Origin of the sequence: Neisseria sicca (assembly GCF_003044565.1) — a bacterium.
Lineage (GTDB): Bacteria > Pseudomonadota > Gammaproteobacteria > Burkholderiales > Neisseriaceae > Neisseria > Neisseria sicca_A.
Window position 1 is genome coordinate 789,868 of the sequence record NZ_POXG01000001.1, and the last position, 14,884, is coordinate 804,751.

The 14,884-nt window shown below is 51.4% G+C and carries 17 protein-coding genes; 6 read left to right on the forward strand and 11 right to left on the reverse strand.

The window, feature by feature from the left end; translation table 11 throughout:
* Window positions 1-194 precede the first annotated feature (194 nt).
* The gene (locus DBZ16_RS16495; RefSeq protein WP_003742273.1) at window positions 195-320 is read left to right on the forward strand and encodes a hypothetical protein; all 126 of its coding nucleotides are present in this window, start codon (window positions 195-197) and stop codon (window positions 318-320) included.
* Between the two features lie 187 nt (window positions 321-507).
* Here the strand turns inward: DBZ16_RS16495 and hflX are convergent, their stop codons facing one another.
* On the reverse strand, window positions 508-1,698 hold the full coding sequence (gene hflX / locus DBZ16_RS04235) for a GTPase HflX (protein ID WP_107813036.1): 1,191 nt from the start codon (window positions 1,696-1,698) through the stop codon (window positions 508-510).
* Between the two features lie 246 nt (window positions 1,699-1,944).
* Entirely contained in the window at window positions 1,945-3,360 is a 1,416-nt protein-coding gene (gene cysG, locus DBZ16_RS04240) for a siroheme synthase CysG (protein ID WP_107813037.1), read from the reverse strand.
* A gap of 265 nt (window positions 3,361-3,625) precedes the next feature.
* Between cysG and cysD the strand changes: the two genes are divergently transcribed.
* From cysD to DBZ16_RS04265, 4 genes are all read left to right on the forward strand, one after another.
* The gene (gene cysD, locus DBZ16_RS04250) at window positions 3,626-4,540 is read left to right on the forward strand and encodes a sulfate adenylyltransferase subunit CysD (RefSeq protein WP_107813038.1); all 915 of its coding nucleotides are present in this window, start codon (window positions 3,626-3,628) and stop codon (window positions 4,538-4,540) included.
* 352 nt (window positions 4,541-4,892) lie between these two features.
* Window positions 4,893-5,462: an RBBP9/YdeN family alpha/beta hydrolase gene (locus DBZ16_RS04255; RefSeq protein ID WP_107813039.1), complete on the forward strand. Its 570-nt coding sequence runs from the start codon at window positions 4,893-4,895 to the stop codon at window positions 5,460-5,462.
* Between the two features lie 316 nt (window positions 5,463-5,778).
* On the forward strand, window positions 5,779-5,988 hold the full coding sequence (locus DBZ16_RS04260) for a heavy-metal-associated domain-containing protein (RefSeq protein WP_107813040.1): 210 nt from the start codon (window positions 5,779-5,781) through the stop codon (window positions 5,986-5,988).
* Window positions 5,989-6,308: 320 nt separating this feature from the next.
* Window positions 6,309-7,352, forward strand: a complete 1,044-nt coding sequence (locus tag DBZ16_RS04265) for a sulfate ABC transporter substrate-binding protein (RefSeq protein WP_107813041.1) — start codon at window positions 6,309-6,311, stop codon at window positions 7,350-7,352.
* Window positions 7,353-7,627: 275 nt separating this feature from the next.
* On the opposite strand, the gene DBZ16_RS04270 is transcribed toward DBZ16_RS04265, so the two are convergent.
* The 4 genes from DBZ16_RS04270 to dnaX all read right to left on the reverse strand — a co-directional run bounded on the left by DBZ16_RS04270 (window position 7,628) and on the right by dnaX (window position 11,304).
* A complete protein-coding gene (locus DBZ16_RS04270) occupies window positions 7,628-7,864 on the reverse strand; it encodes a YrhB domain-containing protein (RefSeq protein ID WP_003757392.1) in 237 nt (78 codons plus the stop codon).
* Window positions 7,865-7,890: 26 nt separating this feature from the next.
* Window positions 7,891-8,457, reverse strand: a complete 567-nt coding sequence (locus DBZ16_RS04275) for a hypothetical protein (RefSeq protein WP_107813042.1) — start codon at window positions 8,455-8,457, stop codon at window positions 7,891-7,893.
* A 174-nt stretch (window positions 8,458-8,631) separates the two neighbouring features.
* A complete protein-coding gene (locus DBZ16_RS04280; protein WP_107813043.1) occupies window positions 8,632-8,967 on the reverse strand; it encodes a YbaB/EbfC family nucleoid-associated protein in 336 nt (111 codons plus the stop codon).
* Window positions 8,968-9,108: 141 nt separating this feature from the next.
* Window positions 9,109-11,304 carry a DNA polymerase III subunit gamma/tau gene (gene dnaX, locus DBZ16_RS04285; RefSeq protein ID WP_107813044.1) on the reverse strand — a complete coding sequence of 732 codons (2,196 nt, stop codon included), beginning with the start codon at window positions 11,302-11,304 and terminating at the stop codon, window positions 9,109-9,111.
* Between the two features lie 198 nt (window positions 11,305-11,502).
* On the opposite strand from dnaX, the gene DBZ16_RS04295 reads away from it, so the two are divergent.
* Complete coding sequence (locus DBZ16_RS04295; RefSeq protein ID WP_107813046.1) at window positions 11,503-12,216, forward strand: aldose epimerase; 714 nt, start codon at window positions 11,503-11,505, stop codon at window positions 12,214-12,216.
* Between the two features lie 66 nt (window positions 12,217-12,282).
* Here DBZ16_RS04295 and mltB read toward each other — a convergent pair whose 3' ends face one another.
* The 5 genes from mltB to rpsF form a co-directional block, all read right to left on the reverse strand.
* Window positions 12,283-13,365 (reverse strand): lytic murein transglycosylase B, encoded by a 1,083-nt coding sequence (gene mltB, locus DBZ16_RS04300; RefSeq protein WP_107813047.1) that lies wholly within the window; start codon window positions 13,363-13,365, stop codon window positions 12,283-12,285.
* Window positions 13,366-13,477: 112 nt separating this feature from the next.
* Window positions 13,478-13,930 carry a 50S ribosomal protein L9 gene (gene rplI, locus DBZ16_RS04310; protein ID WP_003743490.1) on the reverse strand — a complete coding sequence of 151 codons (453 nt, stop codon included), beginning with the start codon at window positions 13,928-13,930 and terminating at the stop codon, window positions 13,478-13,480.
* A 16-nt stretch (window positions 13,931-13,946) separates the two neighbouring features.
* Window positions 13,947-14,177, reverse strand: a complete 231-nt coding sequence (gene rpsR / locus DBZ16_RS04315; RefSeq protein WP_003678863.1) for a 30S ribosomal protein S18 — start codon at window positions 14,175-14,177, stop codon at window positions 13,947-13,949.
* Between the two features lie 6 nt (window positions 14,178-14,183).
* Complete coding sequence (gene priB, locus DBZ16_RS04320) at window positions 14,184-14,480, reverse strand: primosomal replication protein N (RefSeq protein ID WP_107813048.1); 297 nt, start codon at window positions 14,478-14,480, stop codon at window positions 14,184-14,186.
* Window positions 14,481-14,482: 2 nt separating this feature from the next.
* A complete protein-coding gene (gene rpsF, locus DBZ16_RS04325; protein ID WP_003757376.1) occupies window positions 14,483-14,854 on the reverse strand; it encodes a 30S ribosomal protein S6 in 372 nt (123 codons plus the stop codon).
* Window positions 14,855-14,884: the final 30 nt, after the last annotated feature.

Consider the following 14,884-nt stretch of genomic DNA (forward strand, 5'->3'; position numbering starts at 1 on the left):
ATATCGGTCGAATTTACCGATTATTTTAATGTAAAAACGGAACTTTTTTAAAAAAACGCACTACATTTTTGTTGACCTACTCGACTGGAAGTTGCATACTATGCGCATATTCCGTACAAACAGTGCGACAAAAAATACAAAACATTACGCTTTTACACAAAAATTTCCATTAACTACTTACTCGGGAAAACATCATGATTGACCGCCTGCTACCTATTTTTGCCGTTATCGGCATCCTGTCCAGCGTCGCCTACCTGAGCTTGGCGGCATGGATGATTTACGAAAACGTTATGAAAAAACGCCGCCTCCTCCCTTTCTAAGCGGTGAACCCTTTAAACGGCCGTTTGGAAATAAAGATAAACCCTCCCTGATTTATCTTTGTTTTCCAAACGGCCTTTATTTTTCAGACGACCTTTTGAAACACGCGGCAGCAAACGATAATCGAAATCGAAATTTGACCCGCCGCCCTGTCCATTGAGAAACAACGGCAGTCAAAACATCCTGTTTTTATTCGGATTCGCAGTTTTCAGACGACCTCTTGCCGCTGTTTTCCAACGCCCGTTCAATCATCGCCTCGCGCAAAGCGTCCAAGCCCAGACTTTTCGTCACCGAAATATTCACGCCGACGGCGCGTCCCGAATTATCCCGCAACACGCCCGCCTCGCGCACGCCTTCCGGTAGCAGGTCGATTTTGTTGTAAACGACAAGCTGCGGCACTTCATGCGCGCCGATTTCTTCCAAAACCACATTCACATCGTCCATCTGCCGCTCGAAATCGGGATTGGACGCATCAACGACGTGCAGCAACACGTCCGCCAAAGCCGTTTCCTCCAGTGTCGCCGAAAACGCCGACACCAGCTTGTGCGGCAAATCACGGACGAAACCGACCGTATCCGTCAGAATCACACCCGCCTCGTGCGACAAAAACAAACGCCGCGCCGTCGTATCCAGCGTGGCGAAAAGCTGATCTTTCGCCAACACGTCCGCCTTGGTCAGACGGTTGAACAGGCTGGATTTGCCCGCATTGGTATAACCGACGATGGCAAAGGTTTTCAGACGACCTTCCATCCGCGATTTTCGGCGCGTGGCACGTTGTTTTTTCACTTGCGCCAACTGCTTTTTCAACGCCGTGATTTTCTGCCCGATTAAGCGGCGGTCGGTTTCCAACTGCGTCTCGCCCGGCCCTTTCAGGCCGATACCGCCCTTCTGACTCTGCAAATGTCCGTAGCCGCGCACCAGCCGCCCGCTCAAATGGTTCAGCTGCGCCAACTCCACCTGCAATTTACCCTCTTGAGATTGGGCGCGTTTGGCAAAAATCGCCAAAATCAGACCCACGCGGTCGAGAACGCGGCATTGCAGGATTTTTTCCAAATTGCGCTCCTGCGTCGGCGTCAATTCATGGTTGAACACCGCCAAGCCGATGTCGTGCAGCTTCACCGCCGCCGCCAACTCTTCCGCCTTGCCCGTACCGACGAAATAAGCCGTATGCGCCTTGTCGCGCTTGGCGGTTTCCCGCAACACCAGCTCGCCGCCCGCCGCCGCAACCAATTCCGCCGCCTCGTCCAAGGTCGTCTGAAAAGTCCGCTCGCGCACTTCGTTCGCGCCCGAATAATCCGCGCTCAACATCACCCCGACCAGCATCACGCGCTCGGGTTGCTCCAAAGATTTGTCGACGGGGAAAATGTTGCGTTTGGACAAGGAAAATCCTTTCGTTTTAGAAAAACTGAAAAGCGGCATCCATCAATCTGATGACTCGGCCGCTCTCTGCGCTGTCTTATTCGGCGTGCCGCACGCTCCGTTGGAGGCGTTTGTTGACGCGATTGCGTGCTGCGTCAGCATCTTACACCATCCGACCGTGAAAGCATAATCAAGAAAGGTCGTCTGAAAACCGGATTTGGGTTTTCAGACGACCTTTTGTTTATTTAAACAATTTGGAACAACGCTTCAGGCGGCTTGTTCGTGCATCGTGTGAAGGCGGCTTTGCGCGGGATTTTCTTGAAACCATTTCAATTCATCGCGCAAGGAAACGACTTCGCCGATGACAATCAGCGCGGGACGCGGGGCGTTTTCTGCCAGCTCGGACAGGTTTTTCAGACGACCTGTCACGACGCTTTGGTGCGGAAGCGTGCCGTTGGAGACGATGGCGACGGGTGTGTCGCCGCTGCGTCCGTGTGCCATCAGTTTTTCGGCGGTTTCGGCGGCTTTGAGCGTGCCCATATAGACGATTAGGGTTTGGTTGCTCAGGGCGAGCGTGCGCCAGTCGGGTTGGTGTCCGTCGTGTTTGCTGTGTCCGGTCACGAAGAGCGCGCTTTGGGCGCAGTCGCGGTGTGTCAGGGGGATGCCTGCGTAGGCGGTCGCGCCCAGTGCGGCGGTGATGCCGGGGATGATGCGGTAGGGGATGTTTGCCTGCCGCAAGGCTTGGGCTTCTTCGCCGCCACGCCCGAAAACGAAAGGGTCGCCGCCTTTGAGCCGGACGACGCGCAAACCTTGGCGGGCGTATTCGACCAGGAGACGGTTGGTTTCTTCTTGTTGGACGTGGTGCGAGCCTGCGCGTTTGCCGACGCTGATTTTGTCCGCGTCTTTGCGCACCATGCTTAAGACGTCGTCTGAAACTAAGGCATCGTGGAACACGACATCTGCCGTCTGTATCGCCTGCAAAGCGTGCAAGGTGAGCAGCCCTGCATCGCCGGGACCTGCGCCGACCAGGACGACTTCGCCTTTTGCCGCGCCGAAGCCGTCAAGCTGCGCGGCAAGTTCTGCTTCGGCGGCATCGAAGTTGCCCTGTGCGGCAAGCGCGTTAAAACGGCTGTCGAACAGGTTTTCCCAAAAGCGGCGGCGGTTTGCCGTGCCTTTGATTTTGGCTTTGACCGCGTTGCGCCATTTGCCTGCGAGCGCCGCCATTTGACCGGTGTGCAGCGGAATGAGCGTTTCGATGATCTGCCGCCACTTGCGCGCCAAAACGGGGGCGGTCGCGCCGCTGGAGACGGCGATTTTAAGCGGGCTGCGGTCGATGACGGCGGGGACGGTGAAGGAACACAAATCCGCGGTATCGACGGTGTTGCAGAGTTTCGCCCGCTGCTCCGCCGCTTGGAAAATACGGCGGTTGAAGGCGTAATCGTCGGTGGCGGCGACAGCGAAAAACACGCCGTCCAAATCGTCGTCGTGAAATTCGCTGCCCAGCCATTCGATTTTGCCTTCGTCCGCCCATTTTTGGAAAACAGGATTGAGTTCGCGGGCGACAACCCTGACCGCAGCTCCTGCCTGCAACAGGCTTTCGGCTTTGCGTTCCGCCACTTTGCCCGCACCCGCCAGCAGGACGGGGCGGCCGTTCAAATCGGCAAACAGGGGATAATGGTTCATGGCGTGTTCTCTTATTAAGCTATCGTGCCGCCCATCTTAAAATCCCACTGGCTTCGGCGGAAAGAATGGTTTTTGCTTATCTTATCGAGTTTGGTTATATATGCCGTTGCCGCGCAGCAAAAAGGTCGTCTGAAAACGGCAATCCCTTTTCAGACGACCCTGCCAATATAACGAAATCATCTTTGCTTCAAACAAACCATTCTTTCCGTTTTTCAGACGACCTCTTTAGAGTACCGCCTATCCGAGTTTTGCTAAAGAGAACAATATGTCTATTCAAAACCACCACTTAGACTGGCTCGAAGCCGAATCCATCTACATCATCCGCGAAGTCGTCGCCGAAGCGAAAAATCCCGCGCTGCTGTTTTCCGGCGGCAAAGATTCCGTCGTTTTGCTGGCGTTGGCGGTTAAAGCGTTCAAACTCGAAGGCCGCCCGCTCAAGCTGCCGTTCAAGCTGCTGCACGTCGATACAGGACACAATTACCCCGAAGTGATTCAGTTCCGCGATGAAACCGTGGCGCGCACAGGCGTGCAACTGGTGGTCGGCAGCGTCGAAGATTCCATCAAAAAAGGCACGGTTGTCCTGCGCCGCGAAACCGATTCGCGCAACGCCGCGCAGGCGGTTACATTGGTGGAAACCATTGAAGAACAAGGCTTTGACGCGCTGATGGGCGGCGCGCGGCGCGATGAGGAAAAAGCGCGGGCGAAGGAGCGGATTTTTTCGTTCCGCGACGAATTCGGACAATGGGACCCGAAAAGCCAGCGTCCCGAACTGTGGTCGCTCTACAATACGCGGCTCTTTAGCGGCGAAAACATGCGCGTGTTCCCCATTTCAAACTGGACGGAACTCGACATCTGGCAATACATCGCCCGCGAAAACCTCGCGCTGCCGCCGATTTATTACAGCCACAAACGCGAAGTCGTCGAGCGCGGCGGACTGCTCGTCCCCGTTACCCCATTGACGCCGAAACGCGAAGGCGAAGTTAGCCAAATCCGCGACGTGCGCTTCCGTACCGTCGGCGACATTTCCTGCACCTGCCCCGTAGCCAGCACCGCCGCCACGCCCGAAGACATCATCGCCGAAACCGCAGCGGCCACCATTTCCGAACGCAGCGCCACGCGCATGGACGACCTCGTGTCCGAAGCGGCGATGGAAGAGCGCAAAAAGGCGGGGTATTTTTGAGCGGAGCAATCCGACCCCACCGCGGCATTCACAATATTTACATCTGAATGTTTCCTTAAAAAAGGTCGTCTGAAACTGATTTCAGACGCCTTTTTATTGATACAAATCTAAAAAAACTATTTGCATCACACATGAACTTTAACCAAACAACGCCCCGCACCCAAGCCCAAAGCGAGCGCTTGATTCCGACGCCGAAGCCGCGCCATCCCCCTTTTTGCCTTCGGTTTTACCGCCCGTCCCGATTCCCGTTTGCCCGCCGCACGCAGGATAACGATAAAACTGAAACAAACAATGAGTGTTATAATAAGTAAACCGACACACCCGACAGGTCGTCTGAAAAGGAGTAATCGACATGCCCCGACGCGTCTTTATCGTACACGGTTTTGAAGGCAATCCGCACGGCAACTGGTTTGACTGGCTCTCTGCACAAGTCCGCGCCACAGGCTTCCAAGCCGACTCGCTGGCGATGCCCAATCCCGAACGGCCGACGGTTTCCTCGTGGCAGTTCGCCCTCGACCAAGTCATCGGCAAGCCCGACGAAAACACCTTTTTAGTCGGACACAGCCTAGGCTGCATCACCCTTCTGCACTTCCTCAGCCGTCAGCAGCCCGAAAAAATCGGCGGCTTGGTACTGGCTGCGGGATTCGCCGAACCCCTGCCCCCGCTGCCCACCCTCGACGGCTACATCAAAGGCGCCGCGCCCGAATTCGACCTCCTGCGCAAAATCCAAATGCCCAAACACTGCATCGTCTCCGACGACGACACACATGTCCCGCCCGAACTGACCCTGAACATGGCGGACAAACTCAAAAGCCCCGTCACCCACATCGCCCAAGGCGGACACCTGATGGCATCCGACGGCTTTACAGAACTGCCGCAGGCTTGGGAAGCCTTAAAACCGATGCTGGAAGCCAAAGCCTGACCTCAAACAAAACAACCCGTCCGTACAAATCACGCATACTTGCTCCCAAACACAAACCCAATAAAATCAAACCCATAAAACCAAATACAATCCATCTCCCGATTCAAATAGCAAACGACTTTTTTCAGACGACCCGCTTGACTTTGCCTCTTGAGGGTTTACAGTACGGTCTTGGATATTTTCTACAATCTAGGATGAAATCCTGCAAGCATTTAGGTTTCGACATTTGGGCACATCGTTTGCGTTGAACGCTGCCGCGCAGGTGTTGCGGCGGTTTGTCGGATTTCACGATATTTGCTCACAGAAAGGAAACCCTATGGAAACCCTCACGCTTCATATCGACGGGATGACTTGCGGCGGTTGCGTCAAAAGTGTTACCCGCATTTTGACCGGCATCGACGGCGTAGCCAAAGCCGAAGTCAGTTTGGAAAACAAAAATGCCGTTATTGAATTCGATCCGGCGAAAACTAATGCGTCGGTGTTGATTGATGCTTTGGAAGACGGCGGATACGACGCGGCTTTGTGATCGTTGGTGAAAAGGTCGTCTGAAAACGGGCGGTCCGGTTCTAGCTGAACTGGAATCCGTTTTCAGACGACCTTTTTTACGTTTGCGCCGGATCAGCCAAGCAAGACTACGCTTGGTCAAAGAGGTCGTCTGAACATGAAATTTGCTTTTCAGACGACCTTATAACCAAAACTGATATCTGCCGAAGCAAACATTATTTCCGCTTTTTATTCTTTCGATATAAAGTGTTTTTCAATCGCTGCCCGTTTATGTTTTGTGTTTCGCGTCCTTATCGGCAATGAATCGGGCAAATTGTCTTCCGAATTTTTCAGGAGTATCGAATGAATATCCGCATAGTGTCGCTGGCTGCCGCCATTGCGCTTTCCGCCTGCTCGCCCAAGTCCGAACAGGCTGCCGACAAGGTGGCTGCGCCGGCGGCAAACGGCAAAGGCATTACGCTTTTAAATGTGTCTTATGATGTGGCGCGGGATTTTTATAAAGAATATAACCCGTTATTTATTAAAGAATATCAAGCAAAACATCATGGCGAATCTATTGAAATCCAGCAGTCTCACGGCGGCTCCAGCAAGCAGGCTTTATCTGTGGCGAACGGTTTGGCGGCGGACGTGGTCACCATGAATCAGACTTCCGACATCGAGCTGCTCGAACAAAAAGGCTTGGTCAAATCCGACTGGGCAAAACGCCTGCCCGACCAAGCCGTACCTTACACCAGCACGACGGTTTTCCTCGTCCGCAAAGGCAATCCGAAACAAATCAAGGATTGGAACGATTTGACCAAAGACGGGGTAAAAATCGTACTCGCCAACCCGAAAACCACGGGCAACGGCCGCTATGCCTTTTTAGGCGCATACGGCTACGGTTTGAAGGCGTTTGGCGGAGATGAAGGCAAAACCAAGGAATTTGTCGCTGCCCTGCTGAAAAATACGCCGGTCTTTGAAAGCGGCGGCAGGGCGGCAACGACGACGTTCAGCCAGCGCAATATCGGCGATGTTTTGATTACTTTTGAAAACGAGGCAAACCATGTCAGCAAAAAACTGACTCAGGATCAATTTGAGATTGTTTACCCGAGCTATACGATTTTGTCGGAAACGCCTGTTGCCGTCGTGGACAGTGTGACGGATAAAAAAGGCACGCAGCAGGCGGCGCAGGAATATCTGTCCTACCTCTGGAGCAAACCTGCCCAAGAGCTTGCCGCCAAGCTGTATCTGCGTCCGCGCGACAGCGAAGTCCTCGCCGCACACAAAGCTGATTTTCCGGATATCGAAACTTTCAATCTGAATGAAAAATTCGGCACATGGCCTGAAATCATGAAGAAATATTTTGCCGACGGCGGCTTGGTGGATCAGCTCTCGCCCAAACGCTAAAAAACACCTTGCGCCCTGCCCCGCTTCGGCTTGCCAATCAGGCGCAAACAGCCCGAAACCTTTTGTCAATCAGGTTTCGGGCTGTTTTATTTTTGAATGGGCAGCATCTTTTCAGACGACCTTGTCCATATCGCACATATCCTACTAGAAAATTTCATGCAGACTATGGTTTTCGAAAATACCCTGTTAGATCATATATTTCAGCTGTTATAAATTTATTTCTATTCTATATAGTTTCAAGTTTGGTGAGATACGACTTAACTAATGAGCTAACATCAACGAATAGAAGGAACTTCTCTATTTTTAGAAACAAATATAGGCCAATTTCCAATAATAGATTTGTTTATATCCATTGTTTCTAAATATTCTTTTGACTGATATGGGAAAAACCACCCATCATCATTTTCTCGTATATGAGATTCAACTATTAATAATGACATTCCTATTTCTTGCTCTATTTGACTTAAAAAAGATACTGCAATTTTCTTTGCTTCTTGATAAGTAATTATCATGGAAATACTCCATCAAACTTGGCGCATCATTTCACACACGGATTGTCCAAAACGACCGAGACATTGCGATCGGCTTTGTTCATATAAGTCATGCGGACTTTTTTGCCTTTGAATTCTGCCTTGACGACGGATTCCAGCGTGGCGACATCTTGGATGAAGCCGAACTTTTTGTCTTTTGCGGAAATGAATTTGACCGGTTTTTCATGGAACAGCGAGTAGAAAGACACGCCTTTATTATCTGCAGTCACGGCACATTGCGTTTTGCTGTCGGTGGCGATGACGGAGGAAAGCGTATGGGGCTTGTGGGTACGGTCGGCGAAGGTGGTGTAGGAATCATATGACCCGAAGCTGGTTCTTAATGCGAAGGTATTGCCAAGCCATTCATAGCTTGTCCTGTCTTCGGGAAGATTTTTTTCGATGGTTTTTTTGCCTGCAAAGAAAGAGCACTCTTGGGTTTTATGGTTGCAGACTTTTCTGATGCTGAACTGTTTGTCCGGAGAAGTGATGACGGTTTCGGCGGCAAGGCTGTTTGCGCTTGCTGCGGCGAGCATACAGCTTAAAAGAAGTGAGCGGATGGGGAGGGACGGTTTCATTTTGTTTGGTGTGTTGGTTGGTTTTTAATATTGATTGAGCGGGTTTGAATGCAATGACGCACTCAATATGCCTGCCGGTTTGTTTATTTCAATCCGCCCAACCAATAATCCGAAGGTCGTCTGAAACTGTTTTTTAGCGTTTCAGACGACCTTTATTTGCTTTGCGGCGCGGGTTTAGCGGAAGAAATCGCCCATGCCTGCGGGCAGACCTTGGGTGAATGCGCCCATGGTTTTATTGGTGGTTTCTTCGGCTTTTTCAGAAGCAGCGTTGATGGCGGCAAGCACCAAATCTTCCAGCATTTCTTTGTCGTCTGCGACTTCTTGAATCAGGTCGGGGCTGATTTCGAGTTTGCGGACGACGTGGGAACAGGTCATCACGACTTTAACCAAGCCGTTGCCTGCTTCGCCTTCTACTTCGGTCTCGGCAAGTTTCGCTTGTGCTTTTTTCATGTTTTCCTGCATTTGCTGCGCCTGTTTCATCAGGCCGCCTAATCCGGCTTTTCCGAACATATTTAAAACTCCTGTGGTTGAATCGTTAAGGTGATGGGTTTATAGCGTTTGGTGTGAAGGGTCGTCTGAAAGCGGTTTGATGGTTTTCAGACGACCTGAATGTTTATGTATCCGAAGAGAAACGGAAATTATCGATTGCCGTTATTCCGCCTGCTCCGCCAATTCCAAAGAATCGGGCTGCCATTGGGCTTCGAAAACTTTTAAAACCTGACGCGCGGTTTCGTCGGCTTCGAGCAAATCCTGTGCCTGCTGTCTGCCTTCAAGTTGGAGGCGTTGGCGGCGCACGGTCGGGGTTTCCCAGCCGGCATCGTCGCGCCACGGTTCGGTTTGCAATTTCAACGGCAGGCCGTAGGCTTCGGCGAGCGTGTTTTTGATTTTGTCGAGCCGCTCTTTATTCGCGGTCGCGCAGGCTTCGTCGGTCATCGACAGCATCATCAGATGGCTGCCTGCATCGTAGTGCGTCCATGCGGCGTGTTGCGCCAGCATTTGCGCGGCACCGAGCTTGCGGGCGAAGTGTCGGACGATTGCCGCCCAGTTTTCAGTGGAAAACTCGGGCAACGGGGCGAACTGCGTGCCGTCTTCGTCGTCGCTGTCTTCTTCGGCTTCCGATTCTGCTTCTGCCGTATCGGCAGGAACGGCGTGTTCCCAATCCGGCGGCGGGGGCTTTTCCGCGCTGTCTGCTACGGGGTAGTCATGCTCGGGCGAACCGTAATCGTAGAAAGACTCTGCGGTATCGTCATGCGGAAACGCTTCTGCTTCTACGGCTTCAGCGATTGGGGTCGTCTGAATTGGGTCTGTGTTTTCAGGGTTTTCAGACGACGTATCATTCAAGGAAACATCGGTTTCGCTGTTTACTGCTTCGTTATCGGAAACTTGATTTTCAGATGACGTTTCGGCTTGAGGGGTCGTCTGAAACGGCGTTTCTGCTTCGTTTGCGGACGGGAGGTTTGTCGCTGCTGCTTCAGAGGTCGTCTGAACGCTCTCCGCCACCGCTTGCGCAGGCGTGTTCGATACAGTTTCCACATCGCTCGGCGCATCTTCCCAAGGCGGTACGTCGTTGTTTTCTTGAGTCGGAACCGGTTCGGCAACCTTGTTTTCAGACGACGTTGCAGGCGCAGGGGTCGTCTGAACGGGCGGTTTGGCGGCTTCCGCCTTAGGAAGTTGCAAGGGCTTTTTTGCGGTATGGACACCCGTTTCGGCAGAATGCAGCTCGGTATTTTCGATATTTCCGCCAACATCGTGCGCATCCGCCGCCAACGGCGCAAATGCAAGCATACGCAGCAGGGTCATGACGAAGCCGGCGTATTCGTCAGGTGCAAGGCTCAAATCCTGTTTGCCGTGGATCGCGCATTGATAATAAAGCTGGATTTGTTCGCCGCTAAGTGCTTGGCTCAGTTGCAACAGGGTTTCGCGCTCAGGGTCGTCGTTCGCCAAAGCGGAAGGAACTGCCTGTATCAAGGCGAGGCGTTGCAACAGCATGGCAAGTTCGCTCAACGCGCTGTCAAAGCCGATGGCGCGTGCCGCCATTTCCTGCGCTTTCGCCAGCAGGGCTTCGCCGTCTTGGTTGACGATACCCGCCAGCAGTTCGTACAGATATTGCTTGTCCACCGCACCTATCATTTGGCGGACGTCTTGTTCGGCAACGCTGCCCGAACCCATGGCGATGGCTTGGTCGAGCAGGCTCAGGGCATCGCGCATCGAGCCTGCGGCGGCACGGCCCAAGAGTTGCAGGGCGGCAGGTTCGTAGGCGATGTTTTCGTTGTTTAAAACATGGGCAAGGTGGTCGGCAACCTGTTGCGAAGTCATGTTGCGCAAGACAAATTGCAGGCAGCGGCTCAAAACGGTAATGGGGACTTTGTGCGGATCGGTGGTCGCGAGAATGAATTTGACGTGTTCGGGCGGCTCTTCCAGCGTTTTCAGCATGGCGTTGAACGCGCTTTTGGAGAGCATATGTACTTCGTCGATGATATAGACTTTGTATTTGCCGGCGGTTGGCGCGTATTGGGCGTTTTCCAATACTTCGCGGATGTTGTCGATGCCGGTGTTGGAGGCGGCGTCGATTTCCAGCAGGTCAACGTAGCGTCCGGTGTCGATTTGCGTACAGCTTTGGCACACGCCGCAAGGCTCGCCGTGTTGCGCGTTTTCGCAGTTGAGGCTTTTCGCCAGAATACGGGCGATGGTGGTTTTCCCGACCCCGCGCGTACCGGTCAGCAGGTAGGCATGGTGCAGGCGGCCTTCGTCCAGCGCGTTGCGCAAGGCTTTGACGACGTGTTCCTGACCGACTAAATCGGCAAAGGTTTTCGGACGCCATTTGCGGGCAAGAACTTGATAAGCCATAAGGTTTTCTCTGCTGGAAATAAATCGGAAGGTCGTCTGAAAAGTGGTTGAACGCCTTTCAGACGACCTTGGAAGATGATGGGTATTTTAGCATTTTTTTGATTTTTATTAAGGATTTTCTGTCTGCATATCGGGAAACGCGCGTGTATAATCGTTATAATATTACAAAATCTAAAATATCTTGAAGAACAAATCACTATGTCTGAAATCATCTTACGCAATCATTCCGCATCCATGCAGATAAACACCTTGGGCGCATATGTGGACAATTTGGTTTTATACGGTCGGGAAGTGTTATTTCCAAAAACCACCGTCCAAGTCGGTACTGACACAAAATTACGCGGCGGGATGCACGTCTGCCTGCCGCAGTTCGGACCGGACAGTAAAAACCATTTGGCGCAACACGGCTTCGGCAGAACCTCCACTTGGGAAATCCGTTATCAAAACGAATCGGATGTCGGCTTGAGATTGATCAGTACGGCAAAAGGCTACGAAAACGTCGAATGGCTGCTGGATTACAGCCTGCCGAACGAAAACGAAGCGGTCGCTACATTGACCGTCTGCAATTACGGCGACGCACCCGTGCGCACTTCGCCCGGTTTCCATCCCTATTTCCCCGCCGTCGGCACCCAATTCGATTTCAACGGCGCGCCCTACGATGCCGACTATATCGCACATACGGAATTTGTCGCCTCGCCGTCGGACACACATGTTGCGTTTGACGGACTGAAACTCGACATCCGAACGCAAAACCTGCCCGTTTATGCGCTTTGGAGCGACCGCAACGGACAATACACCTGCGCCGAGCCTACCGCCGAAGGCAACGCATTTTTATCGCCCGCGCGCGGCGGACAGTTTGTTTCCGGACATGGCAAAAAGCATTACGGTATGAAAATCCGTTTGATTGCTTGAGTTTGGAGTGAATTGATTTCAAACTCTCAAATAAAAAACCACCTTGGAGAAGGTGGTTTTTGAATATTACAAACCGTTGTTGTTGATTGCATTGGCAATATCACGCACGGCGGTAACATACATCCGGCTGTTGTTATACTGCCAAACTGTATAGAAATTATTCAGACCGAGATAATATTCAAATACGCTCGGACTGGTTTCCAAGCTGAACAAAACAGCTTTCTCATTGTCTGCAACCGCTTTTTGCGGAACCACGCCCATCGCTTTGAAATCGGCAACGGTACGGTTCAAAGCCGTTTTCTCGTCAATGATGGCTTTCAAGTCAGGCGTAATCGTCAGATTGACGGGAACAATCATTTTACCGCCTGTTTTCCAGCCGTGCTGCTTCATATAATTGGCAACAGAGGCGGCAACGTCACCGATATTGTTCCAAATGTCGCGGTGTCCGTCGCCATCATAATCGACCGCCCATTTGCGATAGCTCGAAGGCATGAATTGCGGCATACCCATCGCGCCCGCATAACTGCCTTTGAAGTCAAAAACGTTCTCTTTTTCTTCTTTCGCCATCAGCAAAAGCTCAATCAGCTCGTTTTGGAAAAACTCAGCTCGGCGCGGATAATCAAAACCCAAGGTACTCAAAGCATCGGCAACACGGAAGCTGCCGGTATTTTTGCCGTAGTTGGTTTCAATACCGATAATCGCCACAATCAGCTCGGCAGGTACGCCATATTTGCGTGCCACATCATCGATAACGGCACGGTTGGCAGCGTAAAACTGTTTGCCGCCGTTGAATTTTGACGCACCAGAGTTGCCTGTACGGAATTCATACCAAGGGCGAGAAGTGGACGGGCGGTACATGATATTGATGATATTGCCCTTGTAAACCACGCCATTGAAGAAGTTTTGCAACTCAGCTTCCGTAAACTGCTTTTTCGCCGCCTCGTAACGGATAAACTGGCGGACATTGGTATTAGCATTAAAGCCGCTGCTGGCAACCGATTCCGCAGCAGAATCAAAAGCAGGACGCTGGTTTTTGCTTTGATTAATCGGCTCAACCGTTTTACCGGACTCAACGTTTGTTTTGGTTGTATTGCAAGCAACAAGCAGCAACGCAGTTGATATCACAAGAGAAGGAAGAAGTTTTTTCATATCTGGATTTATAGTCACTAAGGAAGCAGTCTTAATTATGCAAAAAGGTCGTCTGAAAGACGGCAGGAATATACATTCCATTCCCTTTCAGACGACCTTTTAAGACTGTCTATTACTCGGCAGCCGCAACAACAGCAACAGTAATCGCAGCAACAGCGTCAGTGTGCAGAGCCACTTCAACTTCGTACTCGCCTACGGCTTTCAGAGGGCCGTTAGGCAGGCGGACGTTGGATTTTGCAGCTTCAACACCTGAAGCAACAATCGCAGCAGCGATGTCGGCATTGGTAACGGAACCAAACAGACGACCGTCCACACCGGCTTTTTGAGCGATAGTGATGGTTTGACCGTCCAGTTTTTCTTGACGTGCTTTAGCATCGGCCAAGATTTCGGCTTGTTTGGCTTCCAATTCGGCACGGCGTGCTTCGAATTCTTTCATGTTGGCTTCAGTAGCGCGTTTGGCTTTGCCGGCAGGAATCAGGAAGTTACGGGCATAACCGTTTTTCACGGTAACGATATCACCCAAGTTGCCCAAACCGCCGATTTTCTCTAACAGAATAATTTGCATGATTTAAACTCCAAAATTATTTGTGTTGATCGGTGTAAGGCAACAGAGCCAGGAAGCGTGCGCGTTTGACTGCAGTAGCCAATTGGCGTTGGTAATGCGCTTTGGTGCCGGTGATGCGGGCAGGGATAATTTTGCCGTTTTCAGAAATGAAGTCTTTCAGCAGATCAACTTGTTTGTAATCGACTTCTTGGATTTTTTCAGCCGTAAAGCGGCAGAATTTTCTACGTTTGAATGATTGACGAGCCATTGTCGTTTAACCTTTATATTCTTTAATGTTCTGTATGCGGAGTATCGGTCTTGGGAAGCGTTTGCTGCGCTGTGCGAGAAAGCCTTCTGCTTCAACCATCATTTCTTGCCGATACTGCCATTCTTCAGCCTGCTTACCTAAAATACGCGCGGGAATTTCAAAACTGACCAGGCATTTTTGCCCGTTTTCTTCCTGCCAAGATTCATGTTTTAACATAATATCCAAAACAGGAATTCCTGCCGGCGTATATCTCAAGGATTCAACCTTGTAAATCAGGGCGGTAAGCTTTGTAAGATTATCCAATCTTATTCGGCTGCTGCAACTTCTTCAGCTGCACCGTTCAGCAAGTTTTTTGCTTTTTCGCCGCCCAGCATAGGAGAAGCTTCGGTTACAGCATGTTTTGTTTTGATGGTCAGATGGCGCAGTACGGCATCGTTAAAGCGGAAAGCGGTTTCCAGCTCTTCAACTACTTCAGGAGTAGTTTCGATGTTCATCAAAACATAGTGTGCTTTGTGGATTTTGTTAATCGGGTAAGCCAGTTGACGGCGACCCCAGTCTTCCAAGCGGTGGATTTTGCCGCCGGCTTCGGCAATCATGGTTTTGTAACGTTCAACCATAGCAGGCACTTGCTCGCTTTGATCAGGATGAACGATAAACACGATCTCATAATGACGCATGTTATCTCCTTATGGATGATTAAATACAGC